Annotated in this window: 16 protein-coding genes; 3 read left to right on the plus strand and 13 right to left on the minus strand. The window is 64.7% G+C overall.

Annotated features, from left to right (window positions below; all coding sequences use genetic code 11):
- Positions 1 to 313 precede the first annotated feature (313 nt).
- The 3 genes from KV106_RS04680 (at position 314) to KV106_RS04690 (ending at position 4,480) form a co-directional block, all read left to right on the plus strand.
- On the plus strand, positions 314 to 823 hold the full coding sequence (locus KV106_RS04680; protein ID WP_057596820.1) for a sigma-70 family RNA polymerase sigma factor: 510 nt from the start codon (positions 314 to 316) through the stop codon (positions 821 to 823).
- A complete protein-coding gene (locus KV106_RS04685; protein WP_261206537.1) occupies positions 820 to 1,842 on the plus strand; it encodes a FecR domain-containing protein in 1,023 nt (340 codons plus the stop codon). The genes KV106_RS04680 and KV106_RS04685 overlap by 4 nt, the downstream gene beginning before the upstream one ends.
- Before the next feature lie 67 nt (positions 1,843 to 1,909).
- Positions 1,910 to 4,480, plus strand: a complete 2,571-nt coding sequence (locus KV106_RS04690) for a TonB-dependent siderophore receptor (protein ID WP_261206540.1) — start codon at positions 1,910 to 1,912, stop codon at positions 4,478 to 4,480.
- Positions 4,481 to 4,598: 118 nt separating this feature from the next.
- Here the strand turns inward: KV106_RS04690 and dmpG are convergent, their stop codons facing one another.
- The 13 genes from dmpG to KV106_RS04755 form a co-directional block, all read right to left on the minus strand.
- On the minus strand, positions 4,599 to 5,651 hold the full coding sequence (gene dmpG / locus KV106_RS04695; RefSeq protein ID WP_203206431.1) for a 4-hydroxy-2-oxovalerate aldolase: 1,053 nt from the start codon (positions 5,649 to 5,651) through the stop codon (positions 4,599 to 4,601).
- Positions 5,652 to 5,661: 10 nt separating this feature from the next.
- The gene (locus tag KV106_RS04700) at positions 5,662 to 6,615 is read right to left on the minus strand and encodes an acetaldehyde dehydrogenase (acetylating) (protein WP_209542296.1); all 954 of its coding nucleotides are present in this window, start codon (positions 6,613 to 6,615) and stop codon (positions 5,662 to 5,664) included.
- A gap of 17 nt (positions 6,616 to 6,632) precedes the next feature.
- Entirely contained in the window at positions 6,633 to 7,433 is an 801-nt protein-coding gene (locus KV106_RS04705; protein WP_261206547.1) for a 2-keto-4-pentenoate hydratase, read from the minus strand.
- Between the two features lie 55 nt (positions 7,434 to 7,488).
- Positions 7,489 to 7,728, minus strand: coding sequence for a hypothetical protein (locus KV106_RS04710; RefSeq protein WP_261206550.1), 240 nt, complete (start codon positions 7,726 to 7,728; stop codon positions 7,489 to 7,491).
- Between the two features lie 193 nt (positions 7,729 to 7,921).
- Positions 7,922 to 9,550, minus strand: a complete 1,629-nt coding sequence (locus KV106_RS04715; protein ID WP_261206552.1) for an acyl-CoA synthetase — start codon at positions 9,548 to 9,550, stop codon at positions 7,922 to 7,924.
- 164 nt (positions 9,551 to 9,714) lie between these two features.
- Positions 9,715 to 10,887 carry an alcohol dehydrogenase catalytic domain-containing protein gene (locus KV106_RS04720; RefSeq protein WP_261206554.1) on the minus strand — a complete coding sequence of 391 codons (1,173 nt, stop codon included), beginning with the start codon at positions 10,885 to 10,887 and terminating at the stop codon, positions 9,715 to 9,717.
- 42 nt (positions 10,888 to 10,929) lie between these two features.
- Positions 10,930 to 11,643, minus strand: coding sequence for a ThuA domain-containing protein (locus KV106_RS04725; protein ID WP_261206556.1), 714 nt, complete (start codon positions 11,641 to 11,643; stop codon positions 10,930 to 10,932).
- 3 nt (positions 11,644 to 11,646) lie between these two features.
- Positions 11,647 to 12,000, minus strand: a complete 354-nt coding sequence (locus KV106_RS04730) for an NIPSNAP family protein (protein WP_209542299.1) — start codon at positions 11,998 to 12,000, stop codon at positions 11,647 to 11,649.
- 1 nt (position 12,001) lies between these two features.
- Positions 12,002 to 12,748, minus strand: coding sequence for an SDR family oxidoreductase (locus tag KV106_RS04735; RefSeq protein WP_261206562.1), 747 nt, complete (start codon positions 12,746 to 12,748; stop codon positions 12,002 to 12,004).
- 10 nt (positions 12,749 to 12,758) lie between these two features.
- Positions 12,759 to 13,688, minus strand: a complete 930-nt coding sequence (gene kce / locus KV106_RS04740) for a 3,5-dioxohexanoate:acetyl-CoA acetone transferase (RefSeq protein WP_203206424.1) — start codon at positions 13,686 to 13,688, stop codon at positions 12,759 to 12,761.
- Positions 13,689 to 13,713: 25 nt separating this feature from the next.
- Positions 13,714 to 15,471: a CocE/NonD family hydrolase gene (locus tag KV106_RS04745; protein WP_261206564.1), complete on the minus strand. Its 1,758-nt coding sequence runs from the start codon at positions 15,469 to 15,471 to the stop codon at positions 13,714 to 13,716.
- Positions 15,472 to 15,647: 176 nt separating this feature from the next.
- Positions 15,648 to 16,616, minus strand: a complete 969-nt coding sequence (locus KV106_RS04750; protein ID WP_203206422.1) for a Bug family tripartite tricarboxylate transporter substrate binding protein — start codon at positions 16,614 to 16,616, stop codon at positions 15,648 to 15,650.
- Between the two features lie 108 nt (positions 16,617 to 16,724).
- A complete protein-coding gene (locus KV106_RS04755) occupies positions 16,725 to 17,690 on the minus strand; it encodes a LysR family transcriptional regulator (protein ID WP_203206421.1) in 966 nt (321 codons plus the stop codon).
- Positions 17,691 to 18,395 lie beyond the last annotated feature (705 nt).

Consider the following 18,395-nt stretch of genomic DNA (forward strand, 5'->3'; position numbering starts at 1 on the left):
ATGGCAGCCTAAACGATGCAATCGCGATAAATGCAGTACTCGAATACGACACGCGTAGTCGATTGCGCTTTAAGTACGCTTGCGGCCTGACGTCACCGGGTGAGACTGCAATCTGAACGGCGCGTGTCGGCGACAGCCGATCCTGCCCCCCCCTTTGGCGGCAAGAGGTACTGGCGCAACGGTGATCGAGCCCGATGCGCTAACGCGCCACGCCGTTAGTTGATTTTCAACCTTCGACGACGGCATCGGCATGCCGGAGGATGTAATTCTTTAGAATAAGAACCATTCCTATTTGTCACGCCTTCGTGCTCCCATGTCCGCCCCCCTGCCAGCCCCCGCGCTGATCGACAGCATCTACCGCGAGCACCATGGGTGGCTGCTCGGCTGGTTCCTGCGCAGGCTGAGCGGCAGTTCCCAGGCCGCGGACCTGGCGCACGACACCTTCGTACGGCTCATCACCTCGCGCGAGCTGGCGCAGGTGCGCGAGCCACGCGCATTCCTGCGCACGCTCGCCCACGGCGTGATCGTCAACCACTGGCGCCGCGCCGACGTGGAGCGCGCCTGGGCGGAAGCGGTCGCCGCACAGCCCGAGCTCCTCGCCCCCTCCCCCGAGGAGCGAATGATCGCGGTGGAAATGCTGTGCCGGATCGACGCCATGCTGAACACGCTGAGCGACAAGGCACGCAAGGCCTTCCTGCTGTCGCAGATCGACGGTCGGACCTACGCGGAGATCGCGCTCGAACTCGGCGTGTCGGATCGGATGGTCAAGAAATACATGGCCCAGGCGATGTTGCAGTGCCTTCTTCTCGCGCAGGAGCCATGACCGCGGTCTCGGCGCACCCGGAACAGCCCCGGGCGACGTTCGAACATCTGCAGCAGGCGGCGACCTGGTTTGCCCTGCTGCAGTCCGAGTCGGCCACCGCGGGCGACCGGCTGCGCTGGGAAGCATGGCTGCGCAAGGATGGCGGTGCGCGTGCCGCCTGGCAACAGGTCGAGGCCGTGTCCCGGGACTTCTCGTCCGTGCGCCATCTCCCTGCGCGCCAGATCCTCGAAGACACGCGGGCCACGGCCACGCGCCGCCGTCGCAGCGCGCTGCGCGTGCTGGCCCTGCTGCCCGTTGCCGGCGTGGCCGGCTGGCTGCTCGAACGCGAAATGCCCTGGCGCGCCTGGGTGGCAACGTACCGCACGCAGACCGGCGAACGCCGTGAGATCGCGCTGGAGGACGGCAGCCGGCTCTGGCTCAACACCGCTTCGGCGGTCGATGTCGACTTCACGACGACCCATCGGCGCATCCTCCTGCATGCCGGCGAAGTGCTGGTGTCGACGGGACACGACCCCGCCTGGGAGGATCGACCGCTCGTCGTCGAGGTCGCCCAGGGACGGCTCACGGCGCTGGGCACGCGCTTCACCGTGCAGGGCGACGGCAACGCTGCCGACTCGGCACTCGTCACGGTCTTCGAAGGCGCGGTGCGCGTCCAGCCTGCCCGGGGCGGGCCGTCGCTGACGCTGACGCTGCGCGCCAACGAGCAGACCCGGCTGTTCGTCGACCGCGTCGAAGCACCGGCGGCAGCGGACGCGGGCAGCGACAGCTGGACGCGCGGCCAGCTTGTCGCCAACGACATGCGCCTGGGCGACTTCATCGATGCGCTGGCGCGCCACCGGCGCGGCCACCTCGCCTGCGCCCCGGCGGTTCGCGACCTGCGGATCGTGGGCAGCTATCCGCTGGCCGACACCGACCGGATCCTCGCGGCGCTTCAAGCCACCCTCCCGGTACGGGTGAACCGCGTGCTGCCATGGTGGGTGACCATCGAGCCCGCGCAGGGTACCGACAACCGCCACTGAAAAAATTCGCGGCGCGGGTTCCCCTTTTGCGACCGTCGCGTGGCAAGGAAGGTACCAACCCTTCCATTTGCTCAAAGCCTCCATGCGCGACCTCTCGACTTCCTCCCTCCCTGACCTGCGCCCCGCACCACCGCCCCGCTCGCGCCTGCGTCGTACCACCCTCGCGGCGCGCGCGCTGGGCACGGCGCTCGCCATCCTGCCTGCCGCCGTCGTCGTCCTCCATGCCAACCCGGCGCGAGCCCAGTCGCCCACGGAGCAGACCGCGCGCGACTATGCCCTCGCGCCCGGTCCGCTGGCCGGCGTTCTCACGCAGCTCGCCAGCCAGTCGGGCATCCTGCTGTCGGTCGATGCATCCCTCACCGCCGGGCTCGACAGCCCAGGCCTGCGCGGACGCTTCACCCTGCAGGAAGCGCTCGCAACGGCCCTCCAGGGCAGCGGTCTAAGGGCGACTCGCACGGGCGACAACATCTACTCCCTGCAGCGCGATGCGTCGCGCCCCGCCAGCCCGTCGGCAGCGGGTCAGCCCTCGGCCGGGTCGCTGCCGGCGATCGTCGTGGAGCCCCAGGCGAGCCGCGAGACCGGCACCGGCCCGGTGTCCGGCTTCATCGCGCGGCGCAGCGTCTCGGGCACCAAGACCGACACGCCCCTGATGGAGACGCCGCAGTCGGTGTCCGTCGTGACGCGCGACCAGATGGACGCGCAGGGCGCGACCACGCTGGTCGAGAGCCTTCGCTATACGCCGGGCATCGTCGCTCAATACGGCAACACCGACCTGCGCCTGGACTGGCTCACCTTGCGAGGCTTCACGCCGCCCGCGCGCTACCTCGACAACCTGCGCCTGCCTTTCGGCGCGCGCGGCTACTCGCAGCCGCGCATCGAGCCCTGGGGGCTGGAACGCGTCGAGGTCGTCAAGGGGCCGTCGTCGGTGCTCTACGGGCAGGCTACGCCTGGCGGGCTGGTGAACATGGTCAGCAAGCGCCCCACGCTCGAGCCGGTGCGCGAGGTGGAGCTGCAGTTCGGCAGCCACAACCGGCGCCAGGCAGCGCTCGATCTCGGCGGTGCTATCGATGCCGATGGCGTCTGGAGCTACCGGCTGGTCGCGCTGCACCGAGAGGCCAACACCTCCTACGACCACGTTTCCGAGCGCAAGACCTACTTCGCCCCGTCGCTGACCTTCCGCCCTTCCAGCGCAACGCGTCTCACGGTGCTCGGCCAATGGCAGTCGCTCGACTCTCCCGGCGGCGGCGGCGCGCCGGCACTGCCCGCCGCGGGCACCCTCGACACCAGCCGCTACGCTGCGCTGCCCACGCGCACCTTCGTCGGCGAGCCAGGCTACGACCGCTTCAGCAACCGGCAGCGCTTCGTGGGCTACGAATTCGAACACCGCTTCAACGACACCTTCACGGTGCGCCAGAACCTGCGCTACGGCAAGGTCGACGCGTACACCCAACGCATTCAGGCCGTCTGCCTGGCGGCCTGCAACCCGTCCTCGCTGCTGCGCTACGCATGGGCATTCCCCGAGGAGGCCAGCCTGCTGACCGCCGACACGCAGCTGCAGGCGGACTTCGCCACCGGCACGTTGCGGCACACGCTGCTCGCCGGCGTGGACTTCTCCAATGAGAAGTCCGCGTTCGACGAGACCAACCTGCGCATCATCACGCGGCCCTTCAACGCCTACCTCCCGGTCTTCGGCACCGATTCCGGCGCCGTGCCCGGCGTCGCGACCCATATCGACCAGAAGCGTCGCCAGACCGGCTTCTACCTGCAGGACCAGATCCACCTGGACCGCTGGAGCCTCGTGCTGGCCGGCCGCTATGACAAGGCCGACACCGACACCCGCACGCTGACGACCGCGACGGCGCGCATGGCACCCGTCGACCAGCACGACGACAAGTTCACCGGGCGCGCCGCGCTCATGTACAACTTCGACAGTGGCTTCGCGCCCTACCTGAGCTACAGCACCTCGTTCCAGCCGGCCGCCGGCACCGACCGGCAGGGCAATCCCTTCGAGCCGACCACGGGCCGGCAGATCGAGGCCGGTCTGAAGTACCAACCGGCCGGATCCAAGGCCATGGTGACGGCAGCCGTCTATGAGCTGACGCAGCGCAATGTGCTGACCCCGGATCCACTGAGCCGATCGTTCAGCGAGCAGACCGGCGAGGTGCGTGTGCGCGGCCTCGAGCTGGAAGCCAAGGCACCGCTCACGCGCGGCCTGGATGTCATCGCCTCCTATGCCTACACCGACAGCCGGGTCACGCGTGCCAACGCCAACGCGTCGGGTGCCAGCACCCTGGGCAAGCGCTTCCCCTATGTGCCCGAGCACCAGGCGGCCCTGTGGCTGGACTACGCCTTTCCGATGGAGATCGCGCCCGGGCTGTCGCTGGGCGCGGGCGTGCGCCGCATCAGCACCACCTACGGCGATGCCGCGAACCAGTTCCGCGTGCCCGGTGTGACCCTCATGGATGCGGCCCTGCGCTGGGACCTCGGGCGCTGGCGCCCGTCGCTCAAGGGCCTGCGCCTGGCGCTGAACGTGTCCAACCTTGCGGACAAGACCTATGTGGCGACCTGCCTGTCGTCGACCGGCTGCTACTACGGCGAGCGTCGCAGCGTCTATGTGACCGCTGGGTACAGTTGGTAGCGTGCCGCGCGGCCACATGCAAATGACCTGCTCGGCTTGCTCGAGACAGCCACTCGTGGAAGAGAGCGTGACGCAGGTTCAGGGAATGGACAGAAAGTCGTGCGGGAATCTCCGGCAATCAGGCGACTGCCGCAGCGACATCGGTAGCGGAGTCGGCGTCACGCGACCGCGCGAGGTCGAGCGCGACGTCCACAATCATGTCTTCTTGACCGCCAACCATACGGCGCCGTCCAAGTTCGAGCAGAATCTCGACGGCCGGCAGGCCGTAACGTGACGCGGCGGCTTCCGCATGCCGCAGGAAGCTGGAGTAGACACCGGCATAGCCAAGCGACAGAGTCTCCCGGTCTACCCGAACGGGCCGATCTTGCAATGGCCGCACGATATCGTCGGCCGCATCCATCAGCGCCTTGACGTCGCAGCCATGATCCCAATTCAGCCGCTCGGCCGCGGCCACGAAGACCTCGAGCGGCGCGTTACCGGCGCCGGCGCCCATTCCAGCCAGGCTCGCGTCTACGCGATCGCAGCCTTCCTCCACGGCTACGATGCTGTTGGCTACGCCGAGGCTGAGGTTGTGGTGGGCATGCATACCGGTCGCCGTCTCCGTGCGCAATACGTCTTTGAGGGCGCGGAAGCGGTCACGCACGTCCTGCATGCCCAAGGCTCCGCCCGAGTCGACGACGTAAACGCAGGTGGCACCGTAGCTTTCCATCTTCAGCGCCTGCTGCGCGAGCTCTGCCGCGCTGGTCATGTGACTCATCATGAGGAAGCCGACGGTGTCCATGCCAAGCTCGCGCGCGGTCTCGATGTGCTGCTTTGCGACGTCGGCTTCCGTGCAATGCGTCGCCACGCGCACCACGCTGGCACCGGCCGCGTGGGCGGCCTTCAGGTCGTGCACGGTGCCGATGCCTGGCACGAGCAGGGTGGCGATGCGCGCCCGACGAACGGCATTGCGCGCCGCGGCGATCCACTCGACGTCGGTGTGTGCGCCAAAGCCGTAATTGAAGCTGGAGCCGGCGAGCCCGTCGCCGTGGGCGACCTCGATGGAGTCAACGCCCGCTGCATCGAGCGCGGCCGCGATCTGCGCCACCTGCTCCACGGTGTACCGGTGCCGGATGGCGTGACTGCCATCGCGCAGGGTCACATCAGAAATGTAGATCTTTTTGTCATTCATGGAATTCTCCTCACGCGTTCGCCATGGCACGGGTGGCCAGCAGGCGCGCCGCGATGCGGTCGCCGCTCGCGAGCGCGGCACTGGTCATGATGTCGAGGTTGCCCGCATACGCCGGCAGGTAGTGCGCCGCGCCTTCAACCTGTAGGAACACGGAAGTCTTCAGTCCGGCGAGCCCTCCCACGCCGGGAATCTGCAGCGCCTGCCCGGGCGGAATGTGTTCGAACTGCACGGCTTGCTTGAGGCGGTAGCCCGGCACGTACCCCTCCACGGCCGCCACCATGGCCTGCACCGAGTCTTCGATTGCGGCCTCGTCACCGCCCACGCTCAGCGTGTAGACGGTGTCGCGCATCAGCAGTGGCGGCTCTGCAGGGTTAAGAATAATGATGGCCTTGCCCCGCCTCGCCCCTCCCACAACTTCGATAGCGCGGGCCGTGGTCTCCGTGAACTCGTCGATGTTGGCCCGCGTGCCCGGGCCCGCAGAGCGGCTCGACACCGACGCGACGATCTCGGCATAGTGCACGGTCGCCACTTGCGAGACAGCATGCACGATGGGAATGGTCGCCTGACCGCCACATGTGACCATGTTGAGGTTTAGCGCGTCCAGGTGTTCTTCAAGGTTCACCACAGGGACACAGTAGGGACCGATGGCGGCCGGCGTGAGGTCCACCATGCGGAGGGCCGGCTTGCGCTCGCGCAGGAAGGCGTCGTTGCGGACGTGCGCGGCAGCCGAGGTTGCGTCGAACACAATGTCGATGTCGCCGAAGGCGGGATGTCGCGCGAGGCCCTCGACCCCCTGGTCGGTAGTTGCCACGCCGAGGCGGCGCCCACGCGCGAGGCCGTCGGAGTTTGCATCGATGCCGGCTAGCACGACCACCTCGAGGTTCCGTGCGCCGCGCAGGGCCTTGATCATCAGATCGGTGCCGATGTTTCCACTGCCGATGATGGCAGCTTTGATCTTGTTCATGAAGGTTCCTTGCATGTTCACGCGAACCGCGCCGCGACGCGGCCGAGACCTTCAATATGCGCCTCGAAGAACGAGGGCGCAGTGATCGTCACCATCGGTCCGAGCGCCCCGGTCAGTACGACATCGCCGGCGCGCAGCGGGGTGCCGAGCCGGGCCAGTTGCCGCGTCAGCCAGACAGCAGCATTCAAGGGATGGCCCATGCACTCGCCGCCGCTGCCCTGGCTCACGCTGCGGCCGTCTTCGGTCAGTGTCATGCCGGCATCGCGCAGACTCAGCCGATCCAGTCGTTTCGGGTCCGCGCCCAGTACGTAGCCGGCGGCCGATGCGTTATCGGCGATGGTGTCGAACAGGTGTATGTCCCAGGCCGCGATGCGACTGTCCACGATTTCGAGCGCAGGCACCGCATAGGCCGTGGCCGCGAAGAGGTCGGCCAAGGTTGCGTCGGCGGCCGTCACATCCTTGTCGAGCACGATCGCGACTTCGGCTTCCAGCTTGGGCCGAATAAAGCCGGTCAGCGGAATCTCCGCGCCGTCGCCAAAGGCCGTGGAGCTCCAGAGCGCGCCGTAGTCCGGCTGGTCTACGCCAAGCTGTCGCTGCACGCTGGCGGCAGTAAGCCCGATCTTGCGGCCCGTGACGCGATCGCCGCTCGATATGCGGCGCGCCTCGTTGATGCGCTGCACGGTATAGGCGTTCTCCTGAGTCACCGACCAGCCGAGGGACTCGGCTTGGTGCCGCAACGGCGTGCAGGGGGAGCGCTGATGCTCGGCGTCGCGCAGCGCCGCCGCTAAGGCTTCGGCGGGGTCGGATAGATGTTGCATGGATGATCTCTGTTGGTGGGGGGTTGGGTGGGGCAGCGCATCGCGCCGGGTTGCGTCAAGTCGTCGAGAGGAGGCCCCGAACAAGAGCGAAGGACGGCAATTTCATCTGGCCTCTTCTCAAGATGTCGAGACGAAGAAAGCAGCTCGGCGATGAACTGGCCGCGCAGGCAATGTCGCTCATCGCGACGATGTTTCGCCTGTTCATGCGACCGTCTTCGCCATTGATGATGTGACTGAAGCAAAGGTTAGCGACGAGGGAATAGCGGCGGAAATGCTTTCTCGGCATGGAGGCCATGCCGATCCGGGTGTCACGATCCCGGAACTGAGGTGGGCGGCAGCGCGGGTGAACGACTCGAACTTCGCACGGTCAACCGCAACCGGCGCGGTGTGCTAAAGACAGGCCGCAGTCCAGGGGCGACGCCAGAACCGCGGCCCCAGGCGCTCGACGGTCAACGAGCTTCGCGACCATCTTCGAGCTCGGCGCCGGTTCATTCGAGCAGCCGTCGCAGCTCAAACTTCTGGATCTTGCCGGTGGAGGTCTTGGGCAGTTCGCCGAAGACCACAGCTCGCGGTACTTTGAACCCGGCCAAGTGCTTCTTGCAGTGCGCGATGATGTCTTCGGGCACGAGCTTCGCGCTCGCCTTGAGCTCGACGAAAGCGCACGGTGACTCGCCCCATTTGAGATCAGGCTTGGCCACCACCGCGGCAGCCAGCACGTCTGGATGCCGGTACAGGACATCCTCCACTTCGATCGAGGAGATGTTCTCCCCGCCGGAGATAATGATGTCCTTGCTGCGGTCCTTGATTTTGATATAGCCGTCCGGGTACTGCACAGCGAGGTCGCCCGTGTGGAACCAACCGCCGGCGAACACCTCTTGCGTTGCCTTCGGGTTCCGAAGGTAGCCCTTCATCGTAATGTTGCCGCGGAACATGATTTCGCCCATGGTGACGCCGTCCCATGGTACGGGCACCATCGTCTGCGGATCCATCACGATGGCGCCCTGCTGCAGGTGGTAGCGCATGCCCTGGCGGGCGTTCAGCCGCGCGCGCTCGCCGATGTCCATTCCGTCCCATTCAGGGTGCTTCGGGCAGACCATTGCCGGGCCGTAAACCTCGGTCAGGCCGTACACGTGGGTGAGGTCGAAGCCGAGCCGCTCCATGCCCTCGATCATCGAGGCAGGCGGCGCCGCGCCGGCCACCATCGCCTTGACCCCGCGCGGCAGTTTTCTCGTCAGTTCGTCGGGCGCGTTGACGAGCATCGAATGCACGATCGGCGCGCCGCAGTAGTGCGTGACCCCGTGCTCGCGGATCGCGTCCACCATCGCGTCGACATCGATCTTTCGCAGGCACACGTTAACCCCGGCGCGCGCCGCGATAGTCCAGGGAAAGCACCAGCCATTGCAGTGGAACATCGGCAGCGTCCAGAGGTAGACGGCGTGCTTGGGCATGTCCCACTCGAGAATATTCGACACGGCGTTCAATGCCGCGCCACGGTGGTGGTAGACGACGCCCTTGGGGTTACCGGTGGTGCCGCTGGTGTAGTTCAGGGCGATGGCATCCCACTCGTCTTGCGGCAGATCCCAGGCGAAGTGTGGATCGCCCTCGGCAACGAGCACGTTGTAGGTCAACTCGCCGATGCGCTCCACTGGTCCGGCGTAGAGTGGGTCATCGACGTCCACCAGCAGCAGCGGCGAGTGACTCTTACGCAATGCCAATGCCTTCTTTAGCACCGGCGCGAACTCCATATCAACAATGACCGCTTGGGCCTCGCCGTGGTCCAGCATGAAGGCGATGCTTTGGGGATCCAGCCGCGTGTTGAGGGTGTTGAGTACCGCGCCGGCCATGGGCACGCCGAAGTGCGCCTCGACCATCGCAGGCGTGTTGGGCAGCATGACCGCCACCGTCTGCCCTTTGCCGATGCCGCGCCGCTGAAGCGCAGAGGCCAACCGTCGGCATCGGACGTACACCTCGGACCAGGTGCGGCGCAGGTTCCCGTGCACGATGGCCAAGCGCTGTGGATATGCCTCGGCGCTTCGTTGGAGGAATGGCAAGGGAGAAAGCGACGCGTAGTTCGCGGAGGTCCGGGGAAGGTCCCGGTCGAAGAGCGGAGTGTCCATGGATGTCACCTATTCAGTCGCAAGGAAGTTGAGCCCGGTCGTGATCTCCGAAGGACTTCGACGAACGCGTGGCGCCCGGATGCGGAGAGTTCCCATTTCCAGATAACAGACGCCGTGCGCTCTTGCGGCCAGCGGATTCGAGCTCGGCATTTCCGACGGCTCGGTCAACAGTTTTTCCAGGGCTCGATCAGGAATTTCATTCCTGTCGCGGGATGTGCGCAGACCTTGAGGACCTCCGGTGAGATGACCTCCTTCAGCGAAATGCCTCGGGCGTAGTGGCTCGCAAACGTGGTCTTGACTTCTGCGGCAACCCGAGCTTTGAGCCTGTCGAGGATTTGCGGCTGCGTCACCTTGAGGTACCGCAGAAGAAGCCATCCGCCAGCGGCCCATGCAGCACCGATGTCGCGCGGTATCTCGATGGGGCGAGGATCGAGAGCGCCGTACACATACAACTGTTTAAGAACTTCCGAGCCGTAGCGGGAGGCTGCCTGACCGGGACGGCGGCTGATGGCCACCTCCATGCAGCTCAAAATCTGCCCGCCGCTACCCCCTCCAATGGGGTCCAAGACAATCGTTGCCCCCGTGGCCGCAATGGCGTCAACAAGTCGATCTCTGAAATCGCCGGAACTCGAGTTGCACACGTAGCGGGCGCCCTGCGCGCGCAAGAGTTCCTCTTGCTGCTGCGACCGCACCACGTTGACGAGCGGGACACCATCAGCAAGGCAGATTCGAAGAAGGATCTGTCCGAGATTCGAGGCAGCAGCCGTTTGGACAATCGCCGTGTGGCCCTCCCTGCGAGCCGTCTCCACCATCCCTAACGCGGCGAGGGGATTGACGAAGCAGGAGGCAGCCTCTACCGCACTGGTGCCCTCGGGGAGCACGAGACATTCTGCCGCCGCTACACAACGATAGCGCGCGTACATGCCCCCGGCCATCGCTGCAACCGTTTTCCCCATCAAGGACTGCGCAGCCTGTGAACTTCCTGCCGCCACGACCGTACCTGCCCCTTCGAGACCGACCGGCATGGAAGCAGCCCTGCTCGATCGCATCGCCGGCAGGGATGCTGCAGGTACAGGCGCCACAAGTTCCGGCCCAGCAGCACCGTCTGCAGTCCACGCCAGACTGAGGTCCGCGGCGCCAAGCATCGCGCCAATGTCGGACGGGTTGATTGGAGCGGCCTCGACGCGAATGAGCACATCTTCAGGCTTCAGGGCTGCCAGCGGCTCTCTGACAAGGGAAAGCACAACCTGTCCTCCATGAGTGACGACAGAGCGCAGTTGGAGCGACTCATCCGAGATTTTTTCTTCCACGTTGAACGCCGAGTTGAATGGTTGCAAGGTTCGCCGCTCGAAAGACCGGGCACGAGCGGCGGGGTGTGATCAGAACGGGCGCCGCTGTGCCGCCCATTCGACGCCACGCTTCACCAGCTCTTGGAACATCGGCAGGTCCCAGGGGCCCCGATGGTCGAGCTGATCGGGCAGGTGCGGGAAAGGCTTGTCATAGGGCCGGTTGGCGTGGCCGAGCGCGAGATAGAGTACGCCGCCATCGCCGACTGCCCGGCGGTAGAGGATCGGGCGATCGGCCTCCTCGAAATGAATGCCGCCGAACGCTTCACCGCCCCAGTTCGCGTGGAGCAACACGTCGAGGTCTCTGGTGACATCCTCGATGCAATACAGCTCGTCGGACACGTCGAAATCGCGGATGCCTTGTAGCAGCGGCTCTTCCTGCCGCGTCACTTTGACCGGGAAGGTCATGTACTTCGGGTGTGAGATGAAGCGTGTGCCGAGGATGCTCGGCATCGCCTGATTGCCCGCGACCGAATTGGTCGCATGCAACGCGAACCAGCGCCCGCCTCGATCGAGGAAGCGCCGGATCGCTGCACTCGCTTTTTCACTCACCGGTACCTGCGACGTGTAGCTGACGAGCAGGTCAACTCCGAGGAGGTCGGCCGACTCCTCATAGTCGTTGTAGCAATCGGTGCGAATGCCGTGAGCGTCGTAGAGAGCCTGGGCGAGCCGCAGCCGCGCGAAATCAAAATCGTGGTTACGGTGGGGACTGCCGCACACCAGTGCGGCGACAAGCGGGCGCGGCATCGCTTAACCGACGTCCCGCGAATGCCGCATCTCGTCCTTCATCGGCGCAGCCTCGCCGAAAGCTGCCGGCATCAGCAGCCTGCTCTCCTGACGGACGAAGAGAGGAGCGACCTGTGCGACGTACGCTTGCCACGCAGGAAGCGCGGCGAGCGCGCCACGCCGGCGCACACGGTCCTCGAACGAACTGAACCCCCAAATGAAGATCACCTGGTTCAGGTCACCGACCTCGGTCATGTAGCACCCGGCCAAGTGCCCAAGGACTTCACACTGAAGCGACTTGCCCTTCTCTGCGTAGATGCTGAGGTAGTCCTTCAGGCGGGACGGCAGCACCTGGTAGGTCCGCATCTCGAAGAGCATCTTATCTTCCGCCCGTGATATCGATGACAGCACCATGGACGTACGATGAGCGTTCCGACGCCAGCCAAAGCACAGCCTCAGCGACTTCGTCCACCGTGCCCGGGCGTTGCATCGGAATCGTAGGCGCAATGCTTTCGATGAGTTTTGCGCCTCCGAACTCATCGTGCATTTCGGTGACGATCACACCCGGTCGAAGGCTGTTGACCCGAACGCCCTGCGGCCCGAGCTCCTTGGCCAGCGCGATGGTCATGCCGTCCAACGCGGCTTTGGTGGACGCATAGTGAGCAAGTTCGGGCATACCGCCGTGCCGTGCCGCAGCCGATGAGATGTTCACGATCGATCCGCCTTCGCCTCCGCTGGTGCGGCTCATGCGCCTGACCGCTTCGCGGGAGCAGAAGAAGGCGGAAAACACGTTCGTCTCGAAGATCCGCTGCAGCCTGTCCTCGTCGATTGCATCGATAGCGCACCGGCTGCCGGAGATGCCGGCGTTGTTCACCAGCACGGAGACGCTGCCCAATGTCTCATCGACTTCGGCGAAAAGCTTCGCGGCTCCGGCACTGGTCGACACATCCGCACAGACCGCAGCGGCCCTGCCTCCTTGGCGCGCAATATTTCGGACGAGCGCTTCCGCGCCATCACGATCACTGCGGTAGTTCACCGCAACCCCGTACCCCTCTTTCGCCCCGAGGAGCGCAATCGCGGCACCGATACCCCGGCTGGAACCGGTCACAACAAGCACTTTCGACACATTCGTTCCTTCAGAAGTTGACACCTGCAGCGCCCTTGAGGTGCAGGCGCTCGCGGGCCTCCTCGGCAGACGCGATCTCCAGCCCCAATCCTTCGATCAGCTTTCTCACGGCCCGGACCTGATCCACATTCGACTCAGCCAGCTTGCCGGGGCCAAGCCAGATCGAGTCCTCCAGGCCGACGCGCACATTTGCGCCCATCGTTGCCGCCTGCGCCGCCACTCGCATCTGCGCGGCGCCTGCTCCGATCACTGACCAGTGGTACTGATCGCCGAACAGCCGGTCGGCTGTCCGCTTCATGTGCATCACATCCTCCGGGTGCGTCCCCGCCCCTCCCAGAATGCCGAGGACAGATTGAATGAAGAGAGGGGCCTTCAACATTCCACGGTCCAGAAAATGTCGAAGGTTGTACAGGTGCGCGGTGTCGTAGCACTCAAACTCGAAACGCGTGCCCGCCTCGGACCCCACCCCCAGGATGTGCTCGATATCTTTGAAGGTGTTCCTGAACACGAGGTCGCGGGTGCTCTCCAGGAACGGAGCCTCCCAATCGAACCTGAAGTTGCTGAAGCGCTCCAGCATGGGATACATGCCGAAGTTCATCGACCCCATGTTCAGCGAGGCGACTTCCGGCTTGAACTCGATCACAGGCCGAATGCGCTCGCTTACAGCCATGCCGGGCGCACCGCCCGTGGTGATGTTGATCACCGCGTCGCATCGCTCCTTGATCTGCGGCAAGAACTTGCCGAATGCTTCCGGCGACTGGTCCGGCCGCCCCGTAACGGGGTCTCGCGCGTGCAAGTGGATGATGGCGGCGCCAGCCTCGGCAGCGCCCACGGCTGCATCCGCGATTTGTTGGGGGGTGATCGGCAGGTGCGGCGTCATTGTGGGCGTATGCACGCCGCCTGTCACCGCGCAGCTGATGATTACTCGCTGTTGCTTCACAAAAGTAGTCTCCAGGACAGATGAATCACGCCCGCGTCGGGATCACGGGCAGAAGGACAGATGACGGGTGCGACGGGCCGGTGTGGATCGTTACCTTCCCCCCGAAAACTGACCGCGGACGGTCCCGCTCGTTGTCATGAACGAACGCTCCACAGCCTCGCATTTCGTGTGCGGGGTGCAACGCCATCACGGGTGGGCCCGCGTACTCGAAGTCCTTGCCACGGATGCTCAGCGCCAATCGGTAGCCCGGGGGGACGACGATGCTGGTCGGCCAGATCTCCACGTCGACTGGATAAACTTCGCCGGGCACGAGTGGAAGGATCTCGTCGTGCGCATGCCAGGGGCGCCAGGGTTTGGAACGATCCGCGTCCAGCTTCCGGTGCGACGCACGCAGCCACCCTTGCGCGATCGGCGTGTTAGGGTCGTTGGCGCCCTGGAAGGTGACCTCCTTCATGTCGGGCGTGAACAGGCGAACGGTGAGAAAGAGATCCGCGTCGGTGGTCTCGGAAGAAATGTAGAGGCGAGCTGCCAAGGGGCCCGTTACCTCGAGTTCACTGGTCGAGGGCGGCAGCATGAATACCAAGCCCGGCCCAAGGGCCTCGTAGGTGACGGAAGCGTTGTCCACCGGGACGGAGCTGCCAAGGGCCGCCTGCCCCGGCTCCAGGTAATACGGGGTCCATCGCGTGTCCGGAATGGGCCATGCCTGCTCCTTCCGAGCGACGAACCGGTCCACGTGCCGGATGTTCAGATTCACCGGAGGTTCGGCGTCCCAGCCGTTGTCAGCTCCTTTTAGGAAGTGATCAAAGAACCTCTTTTGCAGAGCGACCGAACTGGCGATGTAGAACGAAGACCAGTGATCGCCGCCATGCAGCTCGAGCCACTTCTGCTTCGAGCTCGCTTGCGTGAACCCTTCGATATTGCCTCGCAGATGCAGGCCGAGCCCTCCCCAATTGCCCGCCGAGAGGAGCGGTACGTCAACGCAGTCCCATCGTCCCGACCGCGCCTCGAAATACGAGTCCGGGAGGGGTCGGCTCGTCAGCTCGTGCTCAAGGTCCACTCGGTTAGAGCGAAGAGTCTCGTCATCCAGTGTCTCCGGACCCGCAACCAGCTCACTTGTCACGCGACTGCGCGGCCCGCGGTCACCGGCGCCGTGCTGGACGTTCACGACCTGCGGTCCGTACCAGGACTTCCACAACGCCGTGCAAGGGATGCCACCGTGGCGCACTGCGTCCCGATAGATGTCGGCTGCACCTTCCCAGACACAGATCGCCGACAGCGACGGAGGACGGCGCGATGCAGTGAACCACTGGTTCACGCCGTAGTAGGAGATCCCGTTCATGCCGACCTTGCCGCTGCTCCATGGCTGTGCTGCAGCCCAAGCAATCGACTCGCAAATGTCGCTGATCTCTCGCTCTGACCAGGGATCCAACAATCCGGGGGAGCGACCGGCGCCGCGGCTGTCGATGCGGATGCACACATAACCATCGCACACCCATTTCTCGGGGTCGACCGTCTCCCAGTTCTGGTACCGGCCACTGGATCCCTCTGCCACATCGGGGTGGCTGCGGACCATGCCCTCCCAAGCAGCCGGATAGCCCTCCTGGAAGGCCAGTCCTTTGCCGTAGGGTCCATAGCTCAGCAGTACGGGATAGCGCCCTTCCTCCACCGGACGAAAAACATCGGCACGCAGAACCGTTCCATCATCCATCGTGATGGGGACGTCCCAGTCCACAACGATGGCGTCGATGATCGCGGCAGCTTCAGTCTCTTTCATTGGGTTCATTGCGTCGTCCTTTTTTGTCTTTCCATGCCGGCAAGAATAGGAATTGCATGCCCGCTCGGGAAATACTGTCGTGGCATGGCTGGCATGCCCTGGACAGTGGCGTGTATGCGATGGGCGGAAAGGCAAAAAAAAGCGGGCGACCAAAAGGTCGCCCGCTGTATTCGGACTCGAAACTCTCAAGTCTGGATGTTCAACGACCTGATGAGCGGCCGCCACTGCGCCTCGTCTGCCGCAACCTGACGCGCAAATTCCTGGGGCGTGCTCGGAGTCGGCTCTATCCCCCTCGCAAGCAACTTTGAACGCACGTCCGCGTCGCGCAGATAGTCGCTCGCGCATAGCGCCCATTGATCCAGCACCGAGCGAGGCGTCCCTTTCGGCGCAAACAACCCGAGCCACACCCCGAGTACCAATTTGAGTCCGGTCTCAGTGAGTGTCGGGACATCAGGCAACTGTGACAGGCGCTTGCTGGTTGCCACCGCCAGCGGACGAACCCTTCCAGCGTCGATGAGGCCGCCGGCTGACGCCACACTGTCCGCGAGAAAGTCGATTTCTCCGGCAACCAGCGCCTGCAAGGCCTGCGGTGTTCCCTTGTACGCGACAGGCGTCGCCTTCGCGCCAACGGTCCGCAGGTAGAGCTCGCCGATCAGGTGCGACATCGAGCCGGGCCCGATCGTGCCGTAGTTCAACTTGCCTGGATTTGCCTTGAGCGCTTCGGCAAGCTCCTGCGCCGTGTGGTACTTGGAATTGGCCGGCACAACCAGGAGCCCGTCGATCCGCCCGATTCCCGTGAGCGGCTCAAAGTCGGTTGTCCCGCTATAGGGGGACTTCATGGTGACGGCGGGTCCCGTCACGATCGATGTCGTCGAGCCGTACAGCAGCGTGTAGCCGTCCGGTGCAGCTCGCTGGGCGAGCTGCGTGCCGATAATGCCGCTTGCGCCGGGGCGATAGTCCATGACGAGCGGCTGACCAGTCGCCTTCTGCATCGAGATGCCGATCTCTCGCGCTTCCGCATCCCCCGGCGATCCAGGGGGAAAGGGGAAAATGAGCGTTACCGGACGGTGCGGATAGCCGTTGCCGCCCTGCGCGCGCAGTTGGGTTCCCAGCATCGACGCCAGCGACCCGGCGATCATGTTTCGCCTGTTCATACGACTGTCTCCTCTAGTAGTAATTAGACTGGAGAAGAGGTTAGCAACGAGGCAATGGCGGCGGAAATGCTTTCTCGGCATGGCGACCATGCCGATCCCGGTGTCACGTCAAGGCAGGCGAGCAACGTCCGTCCCTGACGGGATGAACCCCTTCAGTCTGGCAAGTGGCCAGCGACCGCCTGATATCTGCTCATGGGCGACTTGCCGCAGCATGAGTTGCATGCGCTGGCCCGCAACGGACAAACCTTGTTCGCGGCCTTTTATCAGAAGCCAGGAGATCATCACGTCCTTGATGGGTGCCATGGAGATGGCACCACGCTCAAGCAGGTCGCTCCCGGAGCACACCGGCAGGGTCGTGAACCCCAAGCCCGATTCCACCGCCCTCAACACCAGTTGCCGAGTGTTGACCTCCATCGCAATGTTGAGGCGCAAATTCCGTTCGGCCATCGCGCTTTCCACGATCATGCGTCCCACATTCGGGCGGCTCATCGCAACCATTGGCCGATCGACAAGATCTTCCAGGGCCAACGGCTTGTCCATGGAAAGACCTGATTCGGCTGGGCCGATCAGACACATTGGCTCTTCGATGAAAGGGAAGGCCTCAAGACTGGCGAGGGGTTCCCCGGAGGCGACCACTGCCAGGTCGGCCCTGCCCTGTGCGACCATTGACCAGGCGTCGAGGACTCCGCTTGATCCTTCGAATACCCTCAGCAAGACGTTAGGAAAACTGGTCCTGAATCGCTGTACGACCGGAAACGCGAGCAACTCCGACATGGACGGAGGCAGCGCGATCGTGAGCTCACCGCTGGCGTCACCGGACCGATCTCGGACCTCGGAGCGGACCCGATCGAAATGGCGCAGCAGTTCGACGGCACTTCCGCGAAGACATTCCCCAGCCTCCGTAAGCGTGATACCACGTTCGGAACGGTGTAGCAGCGTCGCATCGAGGTCTTCTTCGAGCGAGCGCATCTGACGCGACAGCGCCGGCTGGGCGATGTGCAAGACCTCCGCAGCGCGCGTCACGCTGCCGAGTTCGGCGATTTGGAGAAAGTAGCGCAGTTGCCTAACGTTCATGGCTTCACAAGAGCCGTGCGTCGGTGGTACCGAGGGGCGGCATTGCGCGCTGGCGGCGCAACCTAAGACGGGGGCCGACTGCAGTTTACTCTGCAACAGCTGCAGCGTGCCCAGACCGTCCCCCCGTCAATCAAAGGTTCTGACTGGCGAAGCCATCGGCCGGGGCGCTGGCCAGGAATGCGCGAGCGATGCTGAGCTTTTGGGACCATCACAATTGTCCGCCGCGTGCGCGAGCTTCGAAGAGCGCTCCGATCCTTTCTGAGTCGGCGCACCCGGGGAACAGGCTGCCCCCTCCTCCCCCCTCCTCGCCCGTACCTGAGTCTCAGGAACAAGTCTCGCCGTACGCGCGGTTCAGCCCGCGGATGCGACCGTCGCGAAGCTCCTCGCAAGCTCCGGCATGTTCGTCGCCGTCTTTGACCTCGCTCCGATCGCATGTCGCAACCTGCTCGCGCGCCGATGCCCACGGCGCTGACGGCGGCTACTTCGCGGTGCGCCACGATGACGGCTCTTCGGGAGACGACACCCATAGCCCACCACTGACAGGAGTCCTCACCCTCAATTGTTAAGCTTTGCATATCGTCGACAAGTCTCGGAAGAAGTGCGACCCACGATCTCTTGCCCCGCCCAGCCAGCGCCATGCCCGCCCGCATTCCCCCCCTCCAGATCAGCGCCTACACGGCCACCTCGGCCGTCGGCGTCGGCAAG

The organism is Variovorax endophyticus (genome assembly GCF_025376855.1).
Taxonomy (GTDB): domain Bacteria; phylum Pseudomonadota; class Gammaproteobacteria; order Burkholderiales; family Burkholderiaceae_C; genus Variovorax.